The organism is Saccharospirillum salsuginis (assembly GCF_014651855.1).
Taxonomy (GTDB): Bacteria; Pseudomonadota; Gammaproteobacteria; order Pseudomonadales; family Natronospirillaceae; genus Saccharospirillum; species Saccharospirillum salsuginis.
On the sequence record NZ_BMXR01000006.1, the window covers coordinates 162604 to 182492 of the forward strand.

A 19889-nucleotide genomic window follows, 5' to 3' on the forward strand; every position below is an offset into this window, starting at 1 on the left:
ATGAATACGATTAAGATACTCAACGACCAGGTCGACGTCCCAGTAGAGTTTATACTGGATAATGCCTATGCAGGTGAAGACGACTTAGTCCTTGCTACGAGTAGTTTGATAGAAGGGATCGGTAACAAATACTCTGATCTGGACATATACGTTTTCAAAACCCAATTACCAACTGCTGGGCAAATAAAACATAGTAAGCATCACCGTGTACTAACGACCAATAGAACTATTGTCTCCGGCAGTAATATCAATGATGTCGAGGATGAAGAAATTCTTCTCGTACATACTGTTATTCCAGGAACGGATATAAAGGTAGATGTCGAGTTTAAAACGTTCCAGTCAATCGAAAAAATTGCTGACAAAGTAGACTCTCTTTTCGAGTATTCTGTGAATAACCTGGAGATGCTGTCAAAGCAACTATTGCCCAGAGAAAACAGTATTATTCATAGAATATTTAACGCACTACCCGTTAAAAATGAATCTAAACTTAGTGAAATACAATCTTTGTTTTCAAAAGAAAAATATTGCTACTTGGCGTATCGATGGCTTGCTTCAGACTTTTCGGTGTTGCTGGACATTTTTGGTGCACTGTCAAAAAGGGAATTGGATCGTGCAGTCGAAATGAGTCAATGTAACCTGAAGTCCCAACTGCAAGCCTTTTTACATATTAAGGGTTGTACCAATGTGGACCCTAAATGGATGTATACGTACTTACATGAAAGTGACTGCGAAGAAATTCGTCATTTAAGAGCGTCTTTTTTTGACCTTGTCTATTTCTTCGGATATGACATGACGCAGAACCTGGACAAGGAAAAATATGTGCTTGATTGTCTCGATTTCTGCGATCGGATATTCGATTATACGGTTGAAGTACTGAATGAGTATTCGCTAACGCCTGACAATGATAACTCACTAACACTCTTGGCAGAGCGTTACAACGTAAACGACATTGATGACTCCTCCTATGAGTATATGGAATACACATATCGAAGCAAAGTATACACGAAGGGAACGGAGCCTACTCGATCGTGGATATCATGAATAAGGAAATATACAAAGATACTGGTAGCGGACTTTTTCCGGACGACCAGATCGTTATCGATTCTACCGGATACGCCGTAGCAGATTACAGTGACGAATCTGGTTTATTTGGTCTCCGAGAAAGCTATGTGTACAGCCAACATAACAATTGTCTGAGCCCGGACAATGTTTTGGTTACTAGTGGTGTCAAGGAAAGTTTGCTTCTGATCGCCTTGTACAGTCAGGGCAAGAGGAACTTAATAGGCATTCCCGAGATTGCCTGGCCTGGCTACGCTAAAGTATTTGGGGGACTGGGTTATGAGCTTACATTTTATAAACACGACTGTATAACATCTATTACTGAGGCCACGAAGTCTTGCTCAATGGTCGTCTTAAATAATCCTCATAACCCAACCGGTGTTACTCTGAACAAACATGACATTGAGACAATCTCTGAGAAAGCAAGATCCAACAATTGTTTGCTGGTAATCGACGAATGTCTTCTACACTATAGTCTTGGTAGTAGTGAGCGAACGTTCCTGGACAATGATAACACCCATACTTTAGTAGTCGATTCAATCTCTAAATGGGGTGGTATGCCTGGACTCAGGGTGGGATTTATTAACGCACACACAACACTGATTCGTGACCTTGTTAACGTAAAGTCCGACTTCATCAATCCGGTGTCTTCCATCGCTCAAATTGTTGCTTCCAGAAACATGTCTAAAATGTCAAATTGGGCTCTTAAAGAGAAAGAAACCTCGCAAAGTATCATTAACTTGATGGGGCGCTTAGTAGAGAAAGAGGATTATGAGGTCATCGGAACTCTAACGCAATATATGTGGATTAAGTCAAATAAAGCCAAAGCTGATGATTTCTTAACATTCAATGGGCATACATTCGAGATCATTAACGGCCAACATTTTGGAGCCAACAAGCGTTATGCTAGGTTTAACTATAGACAGTGCGCTCGTGTGTTAAATGGTCATTGAAACTTCACCAGTCTTGTGGACCGATTGATGTTCGTAGGTACCCCAAAATTAGGTGACATTAAGATGTCAGAGCAAAGTTTCATGGGTTGAAGCTTTGCTCTTAATATATGTAGATATTATTCACATAATATACTGATAAAGGATATAAAATGCATATCGATGATACAATTAGATATTATGATGAAAACGCAACAAGGTTTACAGAAAGAAGTCTCGAAGAGAACGTAGATGATGCGTTAAGCCGTTTTACAAGTCATCTTGTTGACGGAACGAGAGTTCTTGAGGCGGGATGCGGGGCTGGAAGAGACATCGAATACTTCATGTCTAAAGGGTTCGAGGTTGAAGCGTTCGATGCCTCCATTGAAATGTGTAATATCGCCAGAGAGCGGACTGGCATTGACGTTAAGCACCAGCGGTTTGATGAATACAATCCTAATGGCAAAACCTTCAATGGTATTTGGGCTAGTGCTTCACTGCTCCATGTTCCATTTGAAAACCTGATCTCCATTTATAATAAACTCATTTCAACTTTGGATGAGGGAGGGGTGTTCTACGCATCCTATAAGTATGGATCAGAGGATAAGATCAGCGAGAAAAGTGGACGGTTTTTCATTCATATGAATGAAGAAAGGTTCAAGCGACTTATGGATTCGATCCCTAACGTGAAGATTGCTCACTTATGGGCTTCTCACGACAATCGTGCTCACAGACAACATGATAAATGGATGAAGACAATCATAAAGAAGGAGGCTGTATGAACAATGGTAAGCTAGACACCATTCTTGCTCCAGTACTCAAGCTGGATTGGGCGGATACGAGTTCAGTGGAAACAGTTACAAAAACGGCTCTAATGAGGTTGAGTGAAGATAAATCCTTATTGAAGTCACTTATTACGAACTTGTATGAAGATGAGGCGAAGTTTAGTCGTTGTGAAAAAGACTACAATATTGAAAAGTATGTCTTGTTTAGCGATAACGAAACTGGTGTTAGATTAAGAATGCATGTGATGTATCCCCACTCAAGTGACATTCCTCACAGTCACCGAATGAATTTTACGAGCCTTATTCTACATGGTGGATACAAGCATACCCTTTATAGCCCAATGGATGACGGTTCAACGTTGCACGACGCTGAATTGATAAAACCAATATATATAAAAGATGAGGTAAGGAACGTGCCGTACTATATCGACCATACCGTCATTCACAATTTGAGAGCGGTGGGTGAAGATAAATGTGTCTCTCTAATGCTGCGATCACCCGCACAAAAGCAACGCGCTATTCATTACGATTTCGGCTCCAATGAAACATGGTGGCGATATGGGTCTAAAGAAAGAACTCCTGAAAGCCTGAAAAACACTCGCGAAGTTACTCGGGCGGACATCGATAACCTACTGACTCTTCTTGAAACGTATAAAGTACTATAGAGAGCGACATACAGTATGAGTTCTTCAAAGTTATTCGTGCTATGTGGCGTTGACGGATGCGGTAAGTCAACACTGGTCGAGCGTGTCTCAAATGAAATCACTGATCTTGGTTACGAGACAGATACTTTAAAGAAGAGTATTAAGACAAATACAAATATTGTTTGTGACTACTGGGACGGTGTCAAAGACTGGAGTGGTGGGGAATTTGCTCAACTCGTTTCTATCGCAACGGGTATGGACTTTATAAACCACTATGACCAAAACATACGCCCGCTGCTCAACCAGGGTAAAGTGATCATTTGTGACCGATATAGTTACTGCTACATGTCTTATATGGCTGCAGTAAACACGCCTAAAGACTATCACTCTATGTTCGCTAACGTACATGTACCTAATAAGGTCTATTATATAAAAGTCCCTCCGGAAGTAGCAATCGAGAGACACTACAAGAGAGGAGGTCCATCAGAGGACGAAACTCCCGATGTCATAAGACATTTTTCAGACAGCTATGATCAACTTTTTAAAGATATGCCTATTGTAGAGACTATTGATAATACTTCTACTTTGGAAAGTGCCACTTCGAAAATCGTTAGAAGTGTATTAAAAGAGTTATGAATGCAAGAAAGATAGTTGCTCTATTTGTTTTAAGAGGGCGGCCTGGGTTAGGGCATGTGATTCCTGGCTTGGCATTGGCTAAAGCTGCCTATGATCAGGGAATAGAAGTGCATATAGCAACCTATTCTAACGGATTTCACTTTCTTTCCAGTCAGGGTTCAATAGACATTGAATACAAGTTATACAACCTGGATGTCCAAAAGAAGTATTTAGACTGGCCTGGATTATGCCCATATGATCACGGAGTCAGAATAATACTGCCTCTAATTGAAGAGATAAATGCTGATCTCTGTTTTTTTGGTGGAGAGTACTTAATGGGTCCTCTCACCTCAGGGACACAGTGCAAATCTGTCGCGCTCTTCAATCCAGAGATAATGATAAACACAGAGAAGAATAAAACACCCTCTACTTACTTGCTTAATTTACTGGAAAGCAATGATTTTTTATTACCTTTAGATGCGCTTCCACAAGGACGACCATTAATAAATAGTACAAACATCGCAAGTAAGGTTATGGGGTGCGGATATTATACCTTGCCAACCTGCAATACTGATAATTTAAATGAAACGGTTGTAGTCGCTAATGGTGGTGGGATTGAGTTTCCGGAAAATACGGCCTCGTACAGTTCTAAAGTAGCGGATCCGTATAATTGGGTAAGTGAAACTTACACCTACACTCGAGATTCGATAAAACATGCACTTGAATGCTTCAATGGTAACAGCACGGTGAAAGTGTTTTCATGTTTGGGTTCGGACTTGAATAATACATTACAACAACTTGCAGAGCCGGAACGTCTTGAAGTAAAGCCTGTTTCACTTGAATACTACCGCTATCTGCACACGGCGAGCCTTGTTATTTCTCGAGCTGGAGTCGGTTTTATTTCAGATGTTAAAAATATCCGTGGTGGCAAAGTGGTTTGGGCGCTTTCAGGACACGACGAGCAATCTTTAATAGCTTCAAATTTTGAAGAATCCTGTGCTGATGCCTATTTCTCCAAGTCGACCTCTGATCTAAAGCGTTGTATAGAAAGTGCTTCCAGGCCCAGGGCAATTGATTCCGATACCAATCCCAACACTGGTTACCAAAACGCGATGAAATCGTTATCTTGTATATTGAATAGGGTATGAACATGAACCTGGTAATCATTTATGGTATATCTTCTCTATTAGGCTTTAGCATTGCTAAAAAGCTATGTGAAAACCAACAGTTTCACATTATAGGAATGTATAGAAATAGTAATGATTATATTGAAGATCTGAATAAAGAACAGCAAGTCATTAAATTGATGTCAGTGGATTTGTTATCGCATGACATTAAGCCAAGTCAGATCCTAGATGATATTGTACATGAGTACGACAATATAACCGTTCTGTACAGCTGTGGAGTCTGGAATCATTCGCCGGTAATAAAGATCACTAAAAATGAGATTGAGCACGTAACACGAATAGGCTTTAGAGCGCCGGTAGAAGTTATGTCCAGATATATTCAATACTTGGACGATAACGGTAAGAAGTGGCAGTTTATCGCAACGACTGGTCTTGCGGGAGAAAAAGGCGCCGTTAAATATAATGGCTTGTATAACGCGACAACTACCGCCTTATGCAATTTCGCGCGTTCAGTTGCATCGGAAGTATCGGGTTCTGGAAATATAGTCTGTTTGTACAGTATAGGACTTTTCGACAAAGGACAAGAGTATATAAACAACCTATGTCGGCAATTGACTATTCAACGACCGCTGAGCTTGGAAAAGATCATAGAACCTATCTGTCAACAAATAACCTATCCAAATATAGCCTTCAATGGCGCAGTTGTAGAGCTGTCTGATGGCTTATTCAATTATCAAGAAGCTGCTAATATAATGGTGTCCAAATAATGGCTAAAAAAGATATCCCTGTTGTCTCTTTATGTGGTATTGATGGAGTTGGTAAAACCTCTATTTTCAAACATTTGGAAAGAGACCCTGAATTAAAAGAGATTGTGTACTTCGTAGGGCGCGGTCCGTCTATGGCTGAGTCCACTATTGAACATGCGTACCCAAGACAAGGAAATATTGAAGAATGGTTCGTTGGTGACTTTAACCATGCGATGGCAATCGGGTGCGCAGTAGATTATGTAAACTACTATAAGAATACTATTCAACCCATCCTTGATTCTGAACAGAATCAGTATCAGCTTATTCTTACTGATAGACATACGCCTTGTTTTAAAGCTTTTGCTCTGATTAATAAAGAACCGAGCAAAATTGCACTGGATATCTTAGATTCTGTTCCCTCACCTGACAAAGTTCTGTTTGTAACTTTGGCAGAACATCTCATTCGGCAGCGTATGGAAAATAGCGCTGACGAAATCCACGAGTTTGAATCTGCAAGTTGTCAAAAAAAGCTTTTGTCGGCCTATGAAAAGCTCTTTGTCGAAGCAAAGCTTGATGTGGAAAAAGTTAGTAACGATGGGCCTTTTGAAGAAGCATTAGGAAAAGTCAAAGCTGTTCTCCAAAGCTATATATAGGTTATAGGTATGAAGTCTATTGCGATATGCGGTGTTGATGGTAGTGGGAAGTCAACAATAGTTAATATGCTTGAACAATCGGGTTTGTTGAATAATGCATTTTACTTTAGACGGACAAAGTATCTCGATGGGAACCTTGAGTTATTGAAAAGGTACCTCCCTAGAAAGTATCGGGATGCCAGAGACTGGAAAGACAGTTCATTTGGTAAATCCGTCGGTTTAGGAATACTGATGGACTTTCTTCGTTGCTATGACGAGCAGCTGAGCACGATTGAAAAGTATGATTGTGTAGTCTTTGACAGATACATTTTTTGTTATCTAGCCTATATTAATTTGTTCCAGGATATAAAAGACTTTAAAAAATTAACCGCTAATTGTATTCGTCCGAATTTAATTTTGTATATTGATGCCGGCATATCAAACCTTGAGCAACGCTACTCAGAACGTTGCTCAAATGAAGAGGATGAGGACTTAGAACTTATGGAAATGTTTGATATGTCATATCGGCGTACATTCGACGTTTTAGGGCAAGAATACAGTATTATAGATAATTCTGGTTCATTTTCGTCCACAAAAGAGCAAGTTTTTGGTGCTGTTCAATCAATTGTCGAGAAAGTCTAAATATTATGAATGAACCAATCGGCGGAATTAGTCAAGTTGAACTACTGGGACTCATCGAAAGTCAGATAACAGAATCTACTCCAGTCTGGATCGCTGGCTCACTGGTAGAAAATATAGGAAATGAAAGTTCAGATATTGATATATACGCTGTTGTGGATGATCTTGATACAGTTGAAGAGTACGTTACTGACGGAGGAAGCTATAAAATACAAATGCACTATTATAAAAATCGAAGAGTCGATGTTGAATTTTGGTCTCAGGACTCTGTTAGTAGCTTGGCATCAAAACTATCAGAATTGAAGATCGAACGGGCAGAAAGTAGTTTTCTCGATGCTTTGAGCGAAAACGAGATTGATTTCTTGCACAGGGTGTTCAATTGCATTGTGGCCCAAGGAGTAAGCACATTTAATGATCTTGTTGGCCAATTCGATAGTTCCAAACTGAATCAGTACCTGTTTGAAAACAAACGAATATATATCGATGATTCATTTGACGATACGGTGGGAATGTTAAATAGCAATAATATTACTGGTGCTATAAGTCGTTCTATAGAGACTCTGGAGTTTTCGCTTGATTTATTGCTTTATTCTAAAGGGTGGACGAACCCAAAGAGCAAGCATAGATTTAAAATTATTGAGTCTGTATATGAATCTGATTTAGACGTGAGAGAGGCTTACCTCGACTTTTGGTCAGTATTGCATAACCTACCAGTTACGAAAGGTGAAAAAAAGAACCATGTAAGCACGGTGTTATCTATATCTGAGGATATAGTGGAAAAAGCATATAGAACAGGTGGGCTTGAATGAATTCGGTAACCTTAGGCGAGGTATTTGTAAAGCACTATGCCGTTAGAAGAAGGAATATAGACGGTGATGTGTTTTTAGTTAAACTAACTAATCTATGCAAGCTGGATCAATTCTCTGACGAAGTTTGGAAATTGTCGCGCAACAACTCAAGCGTCTTTGAGATTACTACAAGATTAAGTGAAAAGTTTCCCTCAATACCTAACCATAATATCATTGAGAAAACGTTGCTTTGTATTTCTCAATATATAAAGTTGGGTTATTTGGTTCCAGAAAGTGAAGCATTAAAAGTAAGAGTGCAAGAATACAGAGATGCTACTGTTGTCGAGTATCTTGCCGCGATTATGCAAGAGCTTTATGCTGAGTGTGAAGTTTGGCATATTAAGCTCGATGTAGAGTTTAAAGAAAAGCTCATTACTCGCTTCTACCGCATAATGTATGAAATGTATGTGGCCGAAAAAAAGAGCAATAGTCTTGAAACAGAGGTTGTATTCAAGACCTATTTGGCTGGAAAAGCTATATTTGATATGTCTGGTACCGTCAATTACATTAAGCAGTCATATGATATAAAAAGCTGGCGTCATGATGTTCATTCTAACTCGATTGTAATTAAGTATCGGGACACAGTCTATTCAGGAGATGTTGATAGCCGGCTATAAGGAAAGTTATAATGGATAAGTACATTGTGTTATCTGATTTGCATGTCACAGGGAAAGGGCTTTATGTTCAAGGTGGGAATTCCGACTTGAATTATATTAATGCTTTAAGTCATATTGCCAGCAATCATCGTGATGCTAGAGCTATTTTTTGCATGGGTGACATTTCTAATAATGGGTCGGCCAGCTCTTATGAGTTTTTTTCAAAATGCAACGAAGGCATATCTATACCCTGTTATACTATATTGGGTAACCACGATGAAATATCTAACGCAAAAAAGCATATTAATCTTGATATTCATCAAGAGCGGTTTGTGCAGTTCTACAAGGTTTATAATGACAAAGCTTTTATATTTCTGGATACTACAGAAGAAGAGCTGGAAAGTGGCTGTTTGTGTGAATTCCGGCTTGAGTGGCTTGATAAGGCATTGTCCTTGATGCTGGACAGCAATATTGATGTATATATATTCATGCACCACAATCCATTTGATATTAATGTCAGATGCTACGAGAAAATAGGGTTGAGAAATAGCGAACAATTCTATGGTACCATACTGAGATATAAAGCCATAGTTAAACACATTTTTTTCGGGCATTGCCATCAGAATATACATGGTATATTCAAGGGTGTGACTTATACAGCTGTAAAAGGCACCAACCATCAGATCTATCCAGACCTCTCTAATGACAGCAGTTTTAAGGTTTGCGATTTTGAACCTTCGTATTACGTGTTGCTGTTTGATCGAGAAAACTTTTATTCATATGATATTGAGTTTAATAAAAAAATAGTCAGTGAAATACAGTGAGTCTTTTTGAAGTATCGACGAAGGTCTGGACTTTGCGACACGCTGTCTCAAAACATATAACAACGAGAGACCGAATATGGCGTTGGGTTGCATCCCCCTAAGCAGTGAGTGGCCCAAACGGCCTAGACTGTACCGGCGCTGTCCCATAAGAATGGAGGGAACGCCACCAGACTGGGCGGTTGTTTTTTTGAATCTCTCAATGTGTTCAGGATTACATCCGTCGAACTTGGGAAACTTGCTCCTTGAACGGCACATACCGCCGCCGGAAAAACCGGTCTTCAATGCACTCCGGTTGACGGATCCGGTCCATTCTGAAATGCCGAAAGTCGTTCCTGTCCGGGTCCCACGCCACCAGATACCAGACCGGGGGTAAAATCAGCATGGCTTGCGGTTCGACCTCGCGGCGAGTGACAGACCCTTTTGCATCGCGGTATTGAAACCGCAAATACTGGTGTTGTAGGAACGCCGTCTCAAAGGCGGGCAGCAGTTCGGGGTCCATGGTGCCGAGGTCGGACAGGTCCACCTGTGGGGCCATTTTGCCGATATACAGACAATCCAGAAAACGTCGAAGATCGCGTACCTTGTCGGACGGCAGGGCTTTCTCCAATTTGGCTAGGCCGGCATCGGCCAGGCTGGAAAAGGGAAGGTTGCCGGCGGCGCGCATGGTTTCAACGCTGATGAGCAGCGCAAACACCTCGATTACGGAGAACCGTACGGTGGTCTGAATCGAGCCCGGGTCCAGCCTCAGGCCGCCTCCGCGGCCAGGATCCGTGTGAATAATAAACCCTTCATCGCGCAAGGCGCTGATGTCACGCAGAACGGTCCGTCGGGAAGCGCCCACTTCCGCCGCGACTTCAGCGACGGTCATGGTTCCGTTTCGACGGAGGCTGCGCACAATGGCGTCTTGTCGTAGGCGAACACTCATTCCGCAAGGTTACCCATCAATGGTGCCATATTTTGGCACCATAGCGATGTACCTTATCTCTGTCCAGCCAGCACAGCGGCTTTCAAGGTGTACTGTGCATCAATTCATAGAGTGGCTGGCGAGCACGGCAGTAAACCTGGCCGCCTAACCCCAACATAAAAGGAATGAGCAATGTCTGATCCAACCGATTTTCCCAATCCCACCCTGGTTTCCGTCAATGGTGTAGCGCTCGAAGTGTTTGAAGCAGGCCGAGAAAACGCCGGAAAGCCCATTGTGCTCTGCCACGGCTGGCCGGAGCACGCCTATTCCTGGCGCCATCAGCTGCCAGCGCTGGTCGATGCGGGCTATCACGTCATTGCCCCAAACCAGCGGGGGTACGGCAACTCGTCACGCCCAACGGAGGTGGAGGCCTATGACATCGACCACCTGACGGGGGATCTCGTTGCCCTGCTCGATCACTACGGTTACCAGGACGCTACCTTTGTGGGTCACGATTGGGGGGCGATGGTGGTTTGGGGGCTGGCGTTGTTGCATCCAGGTCGTGTTAAGCGGGTGATCAACCTAAGCCTGCCTTACCAGGAACGAGGAGAGATGCCCTGGCTTGAGCTCATGGAGCAATTTCTGGGCAGTGACTACTACTTTGTCCATTTCAATCGACAGCCAGGCGTCGCTGACGCGGTGTTGAACGCCAACACCCATCAGTTCCTGCGTAACCTGTACCGGAAAGACGTGCCACCGAGTGCGCCTGAACCCGGCAATGTGATGATGAATCTGGCGACGGCGGAAAACCCACGCGGAGCGCCCCTAATGAGCGAGTCAGAACTGGCGGTTTTTGTGTCAGCCTTTGAATCATCCGGGTTTACCAGCAGCATCAATTGGTACAGAAACCTGGATAGAAACTGGCACATTCTGGGCGACGTGGACCCCATCATTCACCAACCCACGTTGATGATCTATGGCGACCGCGATGTGATCCCGAAGTCTGAACGGCTGACTGACTTCGTACCCAATGCAGAGGCCTTGAGTCTGGATTGCGGACATTGGATTCAGCAAGAAAAACCGGAAGAGACCAATCAAGCGATCTTGGACTGGTTAAAACAGCAAGACGTCGGTTGAGCACGGTTATCGATTCAGCGGTTTGTGTGCCCTCCGGCACAGCTGGAGGGTATTCTTCCGTTCTTTGACGTCAAACCATTTGGCTCTGCTGTGGCTGGATATGCGCCAGCGGACACAGGCCGAACCACTGGGCGACAGCCCGGCTAGGCTTGACATTGCCATGGACGCGCAACCGACCCGTGTCGATTGCTTTTACGATGGCGATGTCGCCCCGCCATAAATAGATCAGATCGCTCAGGGTACTGGAGAAGTAGAGGTCGATCTCGTCATCGGGTTTCTTCAGGCACAGTTCACAGTGGCCATCGATGTTCCGGAACCAGAACCAGCGTTTGTGCTCCGGTTGGTCGCATACCTCGAGTTCGACGACGGTCAGTCCATCGCCGAAGGCTTCCGGTTTGACGGTGCTCTCAAGCTCCCACAGCAATAACCCCAGGTCCATTTCCTGTTCGGTCAGGCGTCGCCGTGTCCAGCGCTGGCCCCATACGCCCAACGCCTCGACTATGGGCGCGAATTCTTCACCGGCGCGGGTCAGGTGGTAGGTCCAGCTGCGACCGCTGGTGGACCGGTGCCGCTCGATAACGCCTTCCGCCTCGAGCTGTTTGAGTCGTCGGGCCAGGATGGTCGGCGAGGCGAGCGGGATGCCGCGTTGCAACTCGGCGAAACGGGTCGCGCCGCACGCCAGTTCGCGCAGAATCAAGGGCGTCCAGCGCTCGCAAAACACTTCGGCGGCTTTGGCGACGGGGCAAAACTGGCCGTAGCTTTTCATCGCTAACCTCCAGGGGGAGGGCCTACCGTTGTTAGGCTCTCTCATCGCTTAGAGATCTCCAGAATACACAAGCGGACCAGTGGTAAATACTACAGAATGTGAAGTATCCACCGGAGCGGATGGTGTGCTGATATTGATCACAGGACCTTCCACAGAAGCAATGCAGGAGGCTGTCATGGCACAACAATCCGATAAAAACCCCGCACAACTCTATGAAGACTTCCTGGTACCGGGCATTCATGCCCGCTGGATACCGATGTTCCTGGACTATGCCAAGCCCCAACCCGGAGAACGCGCGCTGGACGTGGCCTGTGGTACGGGCATTGTCACCCGGAACCTGGCGCCTGAAGTAGGCGATTCGGGCCAGGTGGTCGGGGTCGATATCAACCCGGATATGCTGGCGGTTGCCCGAAACATACCGGCGCCGAAGGGTGCGGGAATTGAGTGGCACCAGAGTGAGGCGACGGCATTGCCCTCGGGGCCGTTCGATGTCGTCACCTGTCAGCAGGGACTGCAGTTTTTTCCGGATCCGCTGCTGGCCTTGCAGGAAATGCAGCGTGTGCTCGCGCCGGGCGGACGCGTTGCGCTGAGCGTCTTTCGAGGTTTGTCCCACCACCCCGTTTTCGAGGCGTTGCTTCAAGCCGAAGCCCGGTATCTCGACCAGCCGGTGGAGCGTGTGGCGACGCCCTTTATGTTGGGTGACGCCGACAGACTTCACCAACTGCTGGCAGAGGCCGGCTTTCAGGACATTCAGGTGACGCCGGAGAGCCACGAGGTCCGTTTTCCGTCGGCGGATACGTTTGTGCAACTCACCCTGCTGGCCGCGGCGGCCTTTATGCCGAACGTGGCCGAAGACAGCGCGGCCCAACAAGCCCTGATCCAGGCCGTTGAACAGGAAGCCGGCGATGCCGTTCGGCAATACGAGGGCAGCGATGGGCTCTCGTTCCCCATGCATGCGCACATGGCTGTGGCGGTGGCCTAGTCTGGACTGACACTGGCCCGGTCGATGGACAGGACGATTGGCCGGGCATGGTGGTCAGTTGCGCTCAGGAGGACTATGATGCAAGAGGTACTTGCGAATACTTCGTCAGCGGCGTTTTGGGCCGCTCCGTTTGGGTTCTCCAGCTCGCCACAAACGTCAGTCCCCGGAAACCATCCGATCCACGACAGTTCGCTCCCGAGAGAACGCCAGGAGGCGGCATGCCCACAATCACTGATGAATCCAGTCTATACACACAACTGCGTGACAAGGCGGTAGCGCAGCTGGAAACGGGCTCGACACGGACAACAGGCCACTGGTCGATGGGCGTTGACGCCCTGCGGCTTCTGCATCGACTGTCCAGCGACCCGGACCACGCCGAAGACGCCATCAAGCTGCTCCATGAATTGCAGGTGCATCAGGTGGAGCTTGATTTGCAGAACGAAGCCATCCAGTCCCATGAACACGAACGGGTCGAGGTTTTCCAGCGGTACCAGGCCCTCTACGAGCGCGCGCCCTTTGCCTATTTTGTTGTCGATGTCGAAGGCAAGGTCATTCAAGGCAACCAGGCCGCGGCGGAGCTCTTTGGTATTGCACCGGAACAACTGGAAGGCCAGCGCATCAGCAGCTTTTTGAATGACCGGAACCGGCCGCAGCTGCTGGACTTGCTGCGGCAGGTCGCAGACAGCGGTATGAGGCGTGCCTGCGTTATCGAAGCCAGCGAAGCCGAGTCGTTTTCCCGGCCGCTGACGTTCCAGGCATCCCGGGCGCCAGGGCAGGCGTCTATTTTACTGGCCTGCTTCGAGGGCGTGCATGCGGAGTAATCCGAACCCCGTATTGGAAGTCGTTCGTGCATTGAAGGCCGTGAGGCCCGAGGCTGTGCCCCGGTGAGCACTCGCATATTGGGGTTGGGGGCGTCCGCCGGTGGTTTGGCGCCACTCGAAGCATTTCTCGCCCAGGTTCCACCCGACAGCGGCCTGGCGTATGTGGTGGTCCAACACCTCGACCCGACCCATAAGGCCATGCTTCCCGACCTGCTCCAGCGCGTCACCTCGATGCCGGTACGGGAAGCGACCCAGGGCATGCCCATCGAACCCGACTGTGTGTATGTGATTCCGCCGAATACGGAAATCAGCGTCGCGGACGGCCATCTCAACCTCGCAGTGCCCATGGAACCCCGGGGGATGCGTTTACCGGTCGACGTGCTGTTTTCATCCCTGGCCAGCGCCCGGGGAGACCAGGCCATTGGGGTGGTTCTTTCCGGTATGGGGTCCGACGGCACCCAGGGGCTAAAGGCGATCAAGGCCGTCGGTGGCCTGACGGCGGTGCAACAGCCCGACACGGCGCAGTTCGATGCCATGCCCAAAAGCGCCATCGCCGCGCAGTGCGCCGATCTCATCGCGCCGCCGGACGATTTGCCCGCCCGCATCCTGTCCTGCATTGCCCAGACACCGGACATTGGTACCGCCGACGAGCCATTGACGGAGCCTGAATCGGAAGAATCGACGCCCATGCAGCAGATCCTTCGTCTGCTGCAAACCCGTACCCGCCATGACTTTTCGCTCTACAAACCCAGTACGCTGAACCGTCGCATGGAGCGACGCATGGCAATTCACGAACTCGAAAACCTGGCGGACTATGCGGATTTTCTGGAGCGTAACCCCCAGGAAGTCGATCTGCTGTTCAAGGAAGTACTCATCGGGGTAACCCGCTTCTTTCGGGATGCTCCGGTCTGGGAGTATCTGGCCGATACCACACTTCCGGCACTGCTGACGCGACCGGACCGGGAGCCCAACTTGCGCGCCTGGGTGGTTGGCTGCTCAACCGGTGAAGAAGCCTATTCGCTGGCCATGATTTTCACCGAAGCGCTGGACCGGTTACCCAGGCCGCATAACATCACCTTGCAGATTTTCGCCACCGACCTGAGCCCGGACGCCATCGCCACCGCGCGTCGCGGTTTCTACCCCGCGGATATCCGCGACACGGTTTCCCCGGAGCGACTGGCGCGTTTTTTCAGTGCGGAGGGAAGCGGCTATCGAATCAACCGGGACATTCGCGACCGGGTGCTGTTTGCCCAGCACGATGTTGTCCTCGACCCGCCGTTTACCCGTCTCGACCTGATTTCCTGCCGCAACCTGTTGATTTACTTCGATCAAAGCCTGCAGCGCAAACTCATGCCCCTGTTCCACTACAGCCTGCGCCCCGAAGGGTTCCTGTTGTTGGGCAGTTCGGAAACGGTTGGACGTTACGATAAACTGTATACCCCGGTTCAATCCAAATTGCGGCTGTTTCAGCGCAAGGATAAAACCCTGATCGGCAATGACCGGTTGTCGGTCGAGTCGTTTCCACCCCTGTCCTGGATCGCCAAGGAGCTTCCCGTGTCCGCCACCTCTTCAACTCACCCGACACACGACAACCTGCAAGCGGCCGCGGATCAGGTGTTGCTCCAGGTCTATGCCCCGGCCGCGGTGGTGGTGAACGATGAGGGTGACATCGTTTACATCAGCGGGCGTACGGGGAAATACCTGGAACCGGCCGCTGGCAAAGCCAACCTGAATTTCCACGCCATGGTGCGCGAAGACCTGCGCGCGCCCATTGGCCGTGCCCTGCGACAGGCCGCGAAACAGAGCGAACCGCTGTACCTGCAGGGTTTGCAGGTGCAACTGCCCGGCGGTGTGATTCAAAGCGTCGATGTCACTGTACAGGCGTTGCGCGAGCCCACGGCCCTTCGTGGAATGAAGATGATCGTGTTTCGCGATGTCTCCCCCGCTCGAGCCGATGCGGGAGGCAAACGGAAATCGACAACGGTGCAGCAGTCCCACGCTGAAGAACTGCAACACTACCACGATGAAATACAGGCACTGCGGGAGGAAAACCGCGTCTCCCGGGAGGAGTTGCAATCGGCCAATGAGGAATTGCAATCGACCAATGAAGAGCTGCAGTCGACGAACGAAGAACTGACCACCTCGAAAGAGGAAATGCAGTCCATGAACGAGGAACTGCAAACCATCAACTCGGAAATGCAGACCAAGCTCGACGACCTCGCTTTGGCTCAAAGCGACATGAACAATCTGCTTAACAGCATCGACATCGCGATTCTGTTTCTCGACCAGAATTTGAATATCCGTCGCTTCACCGACCGTGCATCGAAAATCATCAACATCCGCGAAAGCGACATCGGCCGCCCCCTCAGTGATTTCACCACCATCCTGGAATACCCGGACCTGAACGACGACGCCCGGACCACCTTGAACACTCTGGCGTTTTCCGAAAAACAAATCACCACCACCGACGGCCGCTGGTTCACAGTACGGATCATGCCGTATCGTCGGCTGGATAATGTGATCGACGGTGTGGTGATTACCCTAGTCGATATCACCGAGACCAAGGAACTGGAGCAGGCCCTGCGCAAGGATTTGGATTCCTGATCAACCTGTACACGTCAGCTGGGTAGACCACAGTGGGACTACGCTGCCTTTTCAGCAGTGTGGTCCTGTTCGGCTATTAAAACGGGGTAGTGTCACGGTTGAACGAGTCGGAACATTTGATTCTCGCCGCTCGAACAATTTCCGGCGTGTGTCGAACGTTTGTATAGCATTGATTTCCTTTCCGGGTGTTTAACAGGGTCGACACTACCCAAAAAGTGCTCTAGATTGAAGGTAACCCTGCTGGAGGCACTATCTGCATGTCCCATCTGACCGAGGCCGTCGAACGGCTGCGTATTCTCGTCAATGACCCCACCCACGCCCTAACCGCCGAATGGCTGGCGGATCAGTGCGGGTGCGACCCTCAAACCATGCGTCAGGCGCTGGCCGGCGATCTGGACAGCCTGCCGGACGGCAACCATCAATTCCTGTTCGAATTGGACAAGGGCATACGGAACGACCCGAGCCGTGGCGCCAGACTGGATGATCTGGTGGCCGAGCTGCCGGCGGGTCGCCCCCGGAAGCACGTGCACTGAGTTCACCCGTTTCTGGTTGTGTGCCTATCGAACGGCCCTCCAAGGGCCGTGTTTCATTCAATGAATGACTGAACGTCTTTAGCGAACTCAGCATTCACATCCGGCCATGAATAAAACATGTGCCCGCCGCTATAGAGCCGCTCGCTGATTCGGTCTTGCACCGAATCCACCAGATTCGACTGGTTCAATATCCGTTTCGAAGCGAAATACGGCGTCACCATGTCATAGCGACCGTGAACAATCATGGTCCGCATCGATGTATTGAGCGTCATACCGGCGCGGAAGTCATCCACTGAAGCCGTTAGCTCGAACAAGTCAAACTGCTTTTCGTCGTTTTTCCAGTTCTTGAAGGCTTCCATGTTCAGGATGGTGTATTCCAGCGGCGTTTCCACGCCGAGTTCCTCGAAATACCACTGGTTGAGGGCGGTCTGGAAGACGTGCATGTCCGGGAAGAGGGAGCGTTCGATCGCCAGCTCGTTGTTGGTACGATGCGGGAAGGGGTCCAGGGTGGACTGGCTGCCATCGTACAGGTCGACGATTTCCCCGTGTTCCTGGCGGACCATACGGCCGTAATCGTGAATCGGTATGCGCCCGCCGGCTTTACTGACGACGTCCACGTTCAATCCGATCAGGTCCGCAACCTGGCTCAACAGGCTCTGGCGTTTCTCATCCGCCATGAGGGCACCGGAGACCAGTACGGGGGCGTAGTCTTCCAGGCTGAACCGCTCGGCTTCCTGTAAGACGTCGTCCATGGGCGTGTCCGACGAGAAATACCGGCCAATGCCGTGATGGTGAGCGATGGCGGCATAGGTGGGCAGCAAGTTGACCCACTGGCTGGTGCTCAGTTCGGAATCCGAGGCGTCCCGGAATTGCCAGATGGGGGATATGCTGACGATGCCGGCCATGCCCAACCCATAGGCGTTGTTGAGCAAGCGTGCCATGCGGCAGGCGCGGAAGCCGCCGTAGCTTTCACCGGCGAAATAGAGCGGACGTGTCCACAGTTTGTGTTCGCGCAGAAAACGGCGCATGAATTGACCGAGTGTGTCCAGATCCTTCTGAACAGCCCAGTACGGGTTCTTGTCGTCAGCTTCGGGCTTTTTCTTTTCGGAGTCTTCTTTTGTGGAAGATGGGATCAGGTGGCTGAAGCCGGTTCCGATCGGGTCGATGAAGACCAGGTCCGCGAATGCGAGCCAGCTCGACTGTTCGGTCGAAAGTGTTCGTTGAGTGGTATCGAATCGCCCGTCGGAATTGCGGGCGACGGCCACCGGGCCGGCGCAGGCGAAGTGCAGGAACACGGATGATGCACCCGGGCCGCCGTTGACGAGAAACACGATGGGGCGGTCGGGCTCCGGGTCCGACGCCAGATACGCCGTATGAAACAGCCGGGCTTTTGGCTCGTCTTTATCATAGATATCCAGCCAGTCGGCGATCACCTCGGTTTCGACATCGCCGTTGGCCAGGTTGAATGTCCGGGTTACCCGGGCGCCTTTGTGGGGAGAGGCCGTCGAATCCTGTGAGGGCTTTTCCTGGTCTGTCATGGTGGGGCTCCTTTAAGGGGGTGTGTTACCGCAGTTCGTCAGCGTTCGTCACAATACGTACCGGGTGGACTCTGGACTTTGTTAGAGAGGGGTTCAACGGTTTCAGCTCATTGCCCAGGTCTCGCAACATTTCCATGCGGTTGTCAGGCGAGGGGTGGGTGCTCAGAAATTCAGGCCCGCCACCGCCGGCTTCGGACATCTTGCGCCAGAGCGAGACGGCTGCTTCCGGCCGGTAGCCGGCCCGGGTGGCCAGTTCTATGCCGATTTCGTCGGCTTCGCGCTCCGCATCGCGGCTGTTGGGCAGTTGCAGGGCGAGTTGCGCCGCAATGGCACTGCCGGTGAGCACATAGCCGTTCTGATCGGTCACTTTCGAGGTCACCGCCAGCCCGGCATTGACCAGTACGGCGCGGGACATCTTTTCGGCGGTGTGGTGGGCCAGCGCATGGGAGATTTCGTGTCCCATGATCTGGGCGATCTCGTCATCCGTCAGCTCCAGCTTGGTGACAATGCCGCTGTAAATCGCCATGCGGCCACCGGCCATGCACCAGGCGTTCAGCGTTTCCGGGTCGTCGATGATCGCGACGCTCCACTCCCAATCCGCCGTGTCCGGGTACTTTTTAATGGCCTCCGTGACCAGGCGACCGGTAATGGTGGAAATGCGGTCGGTCCAGGCCGGGTCGGAGATCAGCTGATGCTCCTTTGTCACTTCGGTCACCGTACTGGCATAAGCCGATTTCGACTCACTGATCGCCTGTTCCGGGGAAATCAGCATCAGTTGGGAGCGGCCTGTGGGGCTGGTGGCACAGGCTGAGAGCAGCAACAAGGCCAGCCCGGTTATCAATAGGTGTCTCATGAATCGTCCTTTCTGTATGGTCGCAAGTTGTACTGGTGAGAAAAATACCACAAAAGAAATCGGCACTCGTAGCCAGTGATTACCCCGTAAGGTATGTCCGGGCTTGAGTATAGCTGCCCGCCACCCGGTGGAAAACAAGACATCGAGATGAGAATTTGGTCACACCATTTCCAGCTTATCTCCACATAAACCGCTTTACCGGGGCTTGTCATGGCCTTTTTGCCATCGAGCGTCTCAGGAGCAGTTGACCAGGCCCCCTTATCTGGTCAATCTGGCCCGGAAAAACCAATGTCTGCGACGAACTGAA

The 19889-nt window shown here is 49.3% G+C and carries 21 protein-coding genes; 17 read left to right on the forward strand and 4 right to left on the reverse strand.

The window, feature by feature from the left end; translation table 11 throughout:
• The 12 genes from IE111_RS13090 (at position 1) to IE111_RS13145 (ending at position 9444) form a co-directional block, all read left to right on the forward strand.
• Positions 1–1041 (forward strand): hypothetical protein, encoded by a 1041-nt coding sequence (locus tag IE111_RS13090; RefSeq protein ID WP_189609389.1) that lies wholly within the window; start codon positions 1–3, stop codon positions 1039–1041.
• Complete coding sequence (locus IE111_RS13095; RefSeq protein ID WP_229805365.1) at positions 1038–2012, forward strand: pyridoxal phosphate-dependent aminotransferase; 975 nt, start codon at positions 1038–1040, stop codon at positions 2010–2012. Before IE111_RS13090 ends, IE111_RS13095 begins: the two co-directional genes overlap by 4 nt.
• 149 nt (positions 2013–2161) lie before the next feature.
• Positions 2162–2770, forward strand: coding sequence for a class I SAM-dependent methyltransferase (locus IE111_RS13100; protein ID WP_189609393.1), 609 nt, complete (start codon positions 2162–2164; stop codon positions 2768–2770).
• Positions 2767–3438 (forward strand): hypothetical protein, encoded by a 672-nt coding sequence (locus tag IE111_RS13105; RefSeq protein ID WP_189609395.1) that lies wholly within the window; start codon positions 2767–2769, stop codon positions 3436–3438. Before IE111_RS13100 ends, IE111_RS13105 begins: the two co-directional genes overlap by 4 nt.
• Positions 3439–3453: 15 nt before the next feature.
• Positions 3454–4053, forward strand: coding sequence for an AAA family ATPase (locus IE111_RS13110; RefSeq protein WP_189609396.1), 600 nt, complete (start codon positions 3454–3456; stop codon positions 4051–4053).
• On the forward strand, positions 4050–5180 hold the full coding sequence (locus tag IE111_RS13115) for a glycosyltransferase family protein (protein ID WP_189609398.1): 1131 nt from the start codon (positions 4050–4052) through the stop codon (positions 5178–5180). The genes IE111_RS13110 and IE111_RS13115 overlap by 4 nt, the downstream gene beginning before the upstream one ends.
• 2 nt (positions 5181–5182) lie before the next feature.
• Entirely contained in the window at positions 5183–5926 is a 744-nt protein-coding gene (locus tag IE111_RS13120; protein WP_189609400.1) for an SDR family NAD(P)-dependent oxidoreductase, read from the forward strand.
• Positions 5926–6558, forward strand: coding sequence for a hypothetical protein (locus IE111_RS13125; protein ID WP_189609402.1), 633 nt, complete (start codon positions 5926–5928; stop codon positions 6556–6558). The genes IE111_RS13120 and IE111_RS13125 overlap by 1 nt, the downstream gene beginning before the upstream one ends.
• A gap of 9 nt (positions 6559–6567) precedes the next feature.
• Positions 6568–7179, forward strand: a complete 612-nt coding sequence (locus IE111_RS13130; protein WP_189609404.1) for a deoxynucleoside kinase — start codon at positions 6568–6570, stop codon at positions 7177–7179.
• 5 nt (positions 7180–7184) lie between these two features.
• A complete protein-coding gene (locus IE111_RS13135) occupies positions 7185–7985 on the forward strand; it encodes a hypothetical protein (protein ID WP_189609406.1) in 801 nt (266 codons plus the stop codon).
• Positions 7982–8641, forward strand: a complete 660-nt coding sequence (locus IE111_RS13140; RefSeq protein WP_189609408.1) for a hypothetical protein — start codon at positions 7982–7984, stop codon at positions 8639–8641. Before IE111_RS13135 ends, IE111_RS13140 begins: the two co-directional genes overlap by 4 nt.
• 11 nt (positions 8642–8652) lie before the next feature.
• A complete protein-coding gene (locus tag IE111_RS13145; RefSeq protein ID WP_189609410.1) occupies positions 8653–9444 on the forward strand; it encodes a metallophosphoesterase in 792 nt (263 codons plus the stop codon).
• A gap of 211 nt (positions 9445–9655) precedes the next feature.
• Here IE111_RS13145 and IE111_RS13150 read toward each other — a convergent pair whose 3' ends face one another.
• Positions 9656–10369: a helix-turn-helix transcriptional regulator gene (locus IE111_RS13150; protein WP_189609412.1), complete on the reverse strand. Its 714-nt coding sequence runs from the start codon at positions 10367–10369 to the stop codon at positions 9656–9658.
• 171 nt (positions 10370–10540) lie between these two features.
• On the opposite strand from IE111_RS13150, the gene IE111_RS13155 reads away from it, so the two are divergent.
• Positions 10541–11485 carry an alpha/beta fold hydrolase gene (locus IE111_RS13155; RefSeq protein WP_189609414.1) on the forward strand — a complete coding sequence of 315 codons (945 nt, stop codon included), beginning with the start codon at positions 10541–10543 and terminating at the stop codon, positions 11483–11485.
• A gap of 70 nt (positions 11486–11555) precedes the next feature.
• On the opposite strand, the gene IE111_RS13160 is transcribed toward IE111_RS13155, so the two are convergent.
• Positions 11556–12251 (reverse strand): winged helix-turn-helix transcriptional regulator, encoded by a 696-nt coding sequence (locus IE111_RS13160; protein WP_189609415.1) that lies wholly within the window; start codon positions 12249–12251, stop codon positions 11556–11558.
• 175 nt (positions 12252–12426) lie between these two features.
• Here IE111_RS13160 and IE111_RS13165 point away from each other — a divergent pair, with 175 nt between their 5' ends.
• From IE111_RS13165 to IE111_RS13180, 4 genes are all read left to right on the forward strand, one after another.
• Positions 12427–13233: a class I SAM-dependent methyltransferase gene (locus tag IE111_RS13165; protein WP_189609418.1), complete on the forward strand. Its 807-nt coding sequence runs from the start codon at positions 12427–12429 to the stop codon at positions 13231–13233.
• Between the two features lie 218 nt (positions 13234–13451).
• The gene (locus IE111_RS13170; RefSeq protein WP_189609420.1) at positions 13452–14054 is read left to right on the forward strand and encodes a PAS domain S-box protein; all 603 of its coding nucleotides are present in this window, start codon (positions 13452–13454) and stop codon (positions 14052–14054) included.
• Positions 14055–14117: 63 nt separating this feature from the next.
• On the forward strand, positions 14118–16658 hold the full coding sequence (locus IE111_RS13175; protein ID WP_229805351.1) for a chemotaxis protein CheB: 2541 nt from the start codon (positions 14118–14120) through the stop codon (positions 16656–16658).
• Between the two features lie 257 nt (positions 16659–16915).
• Complete coding sequence (locus IE111_RS13180; protein ID WP_189609422.1) at positions 16916–17191, forward strand: hypothetical protein; 276 nt, start codon at positions 16916–16918, stop codon at positions 17189–17191.
• Between the two features lie 53 nt (positions 17192–17244).
• Here the strand turns inward: IE111_RS13180 and IE111_RS13185 are convergent, their stop codons facing one another.
• Positions 17245–18729 carry a S10 family serine carboxypeptidase-like protein gene (locus tag IE111_RS13185; RefSeq protein WP_189609424.1) on the reverse strand — a complete coding sequence of 495 codons (1485 nt, stop codon included), beginning with the start codon at positions 18727–18729 and terminating at the stop codon, positions 17245–17247.
• Positions 18730–18754: 25 nt separating this feature from the next.
• Positions 18755–19582, reverse strand: a complete 828-nt coding sequence (locus IE111_RS13190; protein ID WP_189609426.1) for a M48 family metallopeptidase — start codon at positions 19580–19582, stop codon at positions 18755–18757.
• Positions 19583–19889: the final 307 nt, after the last annotated feature.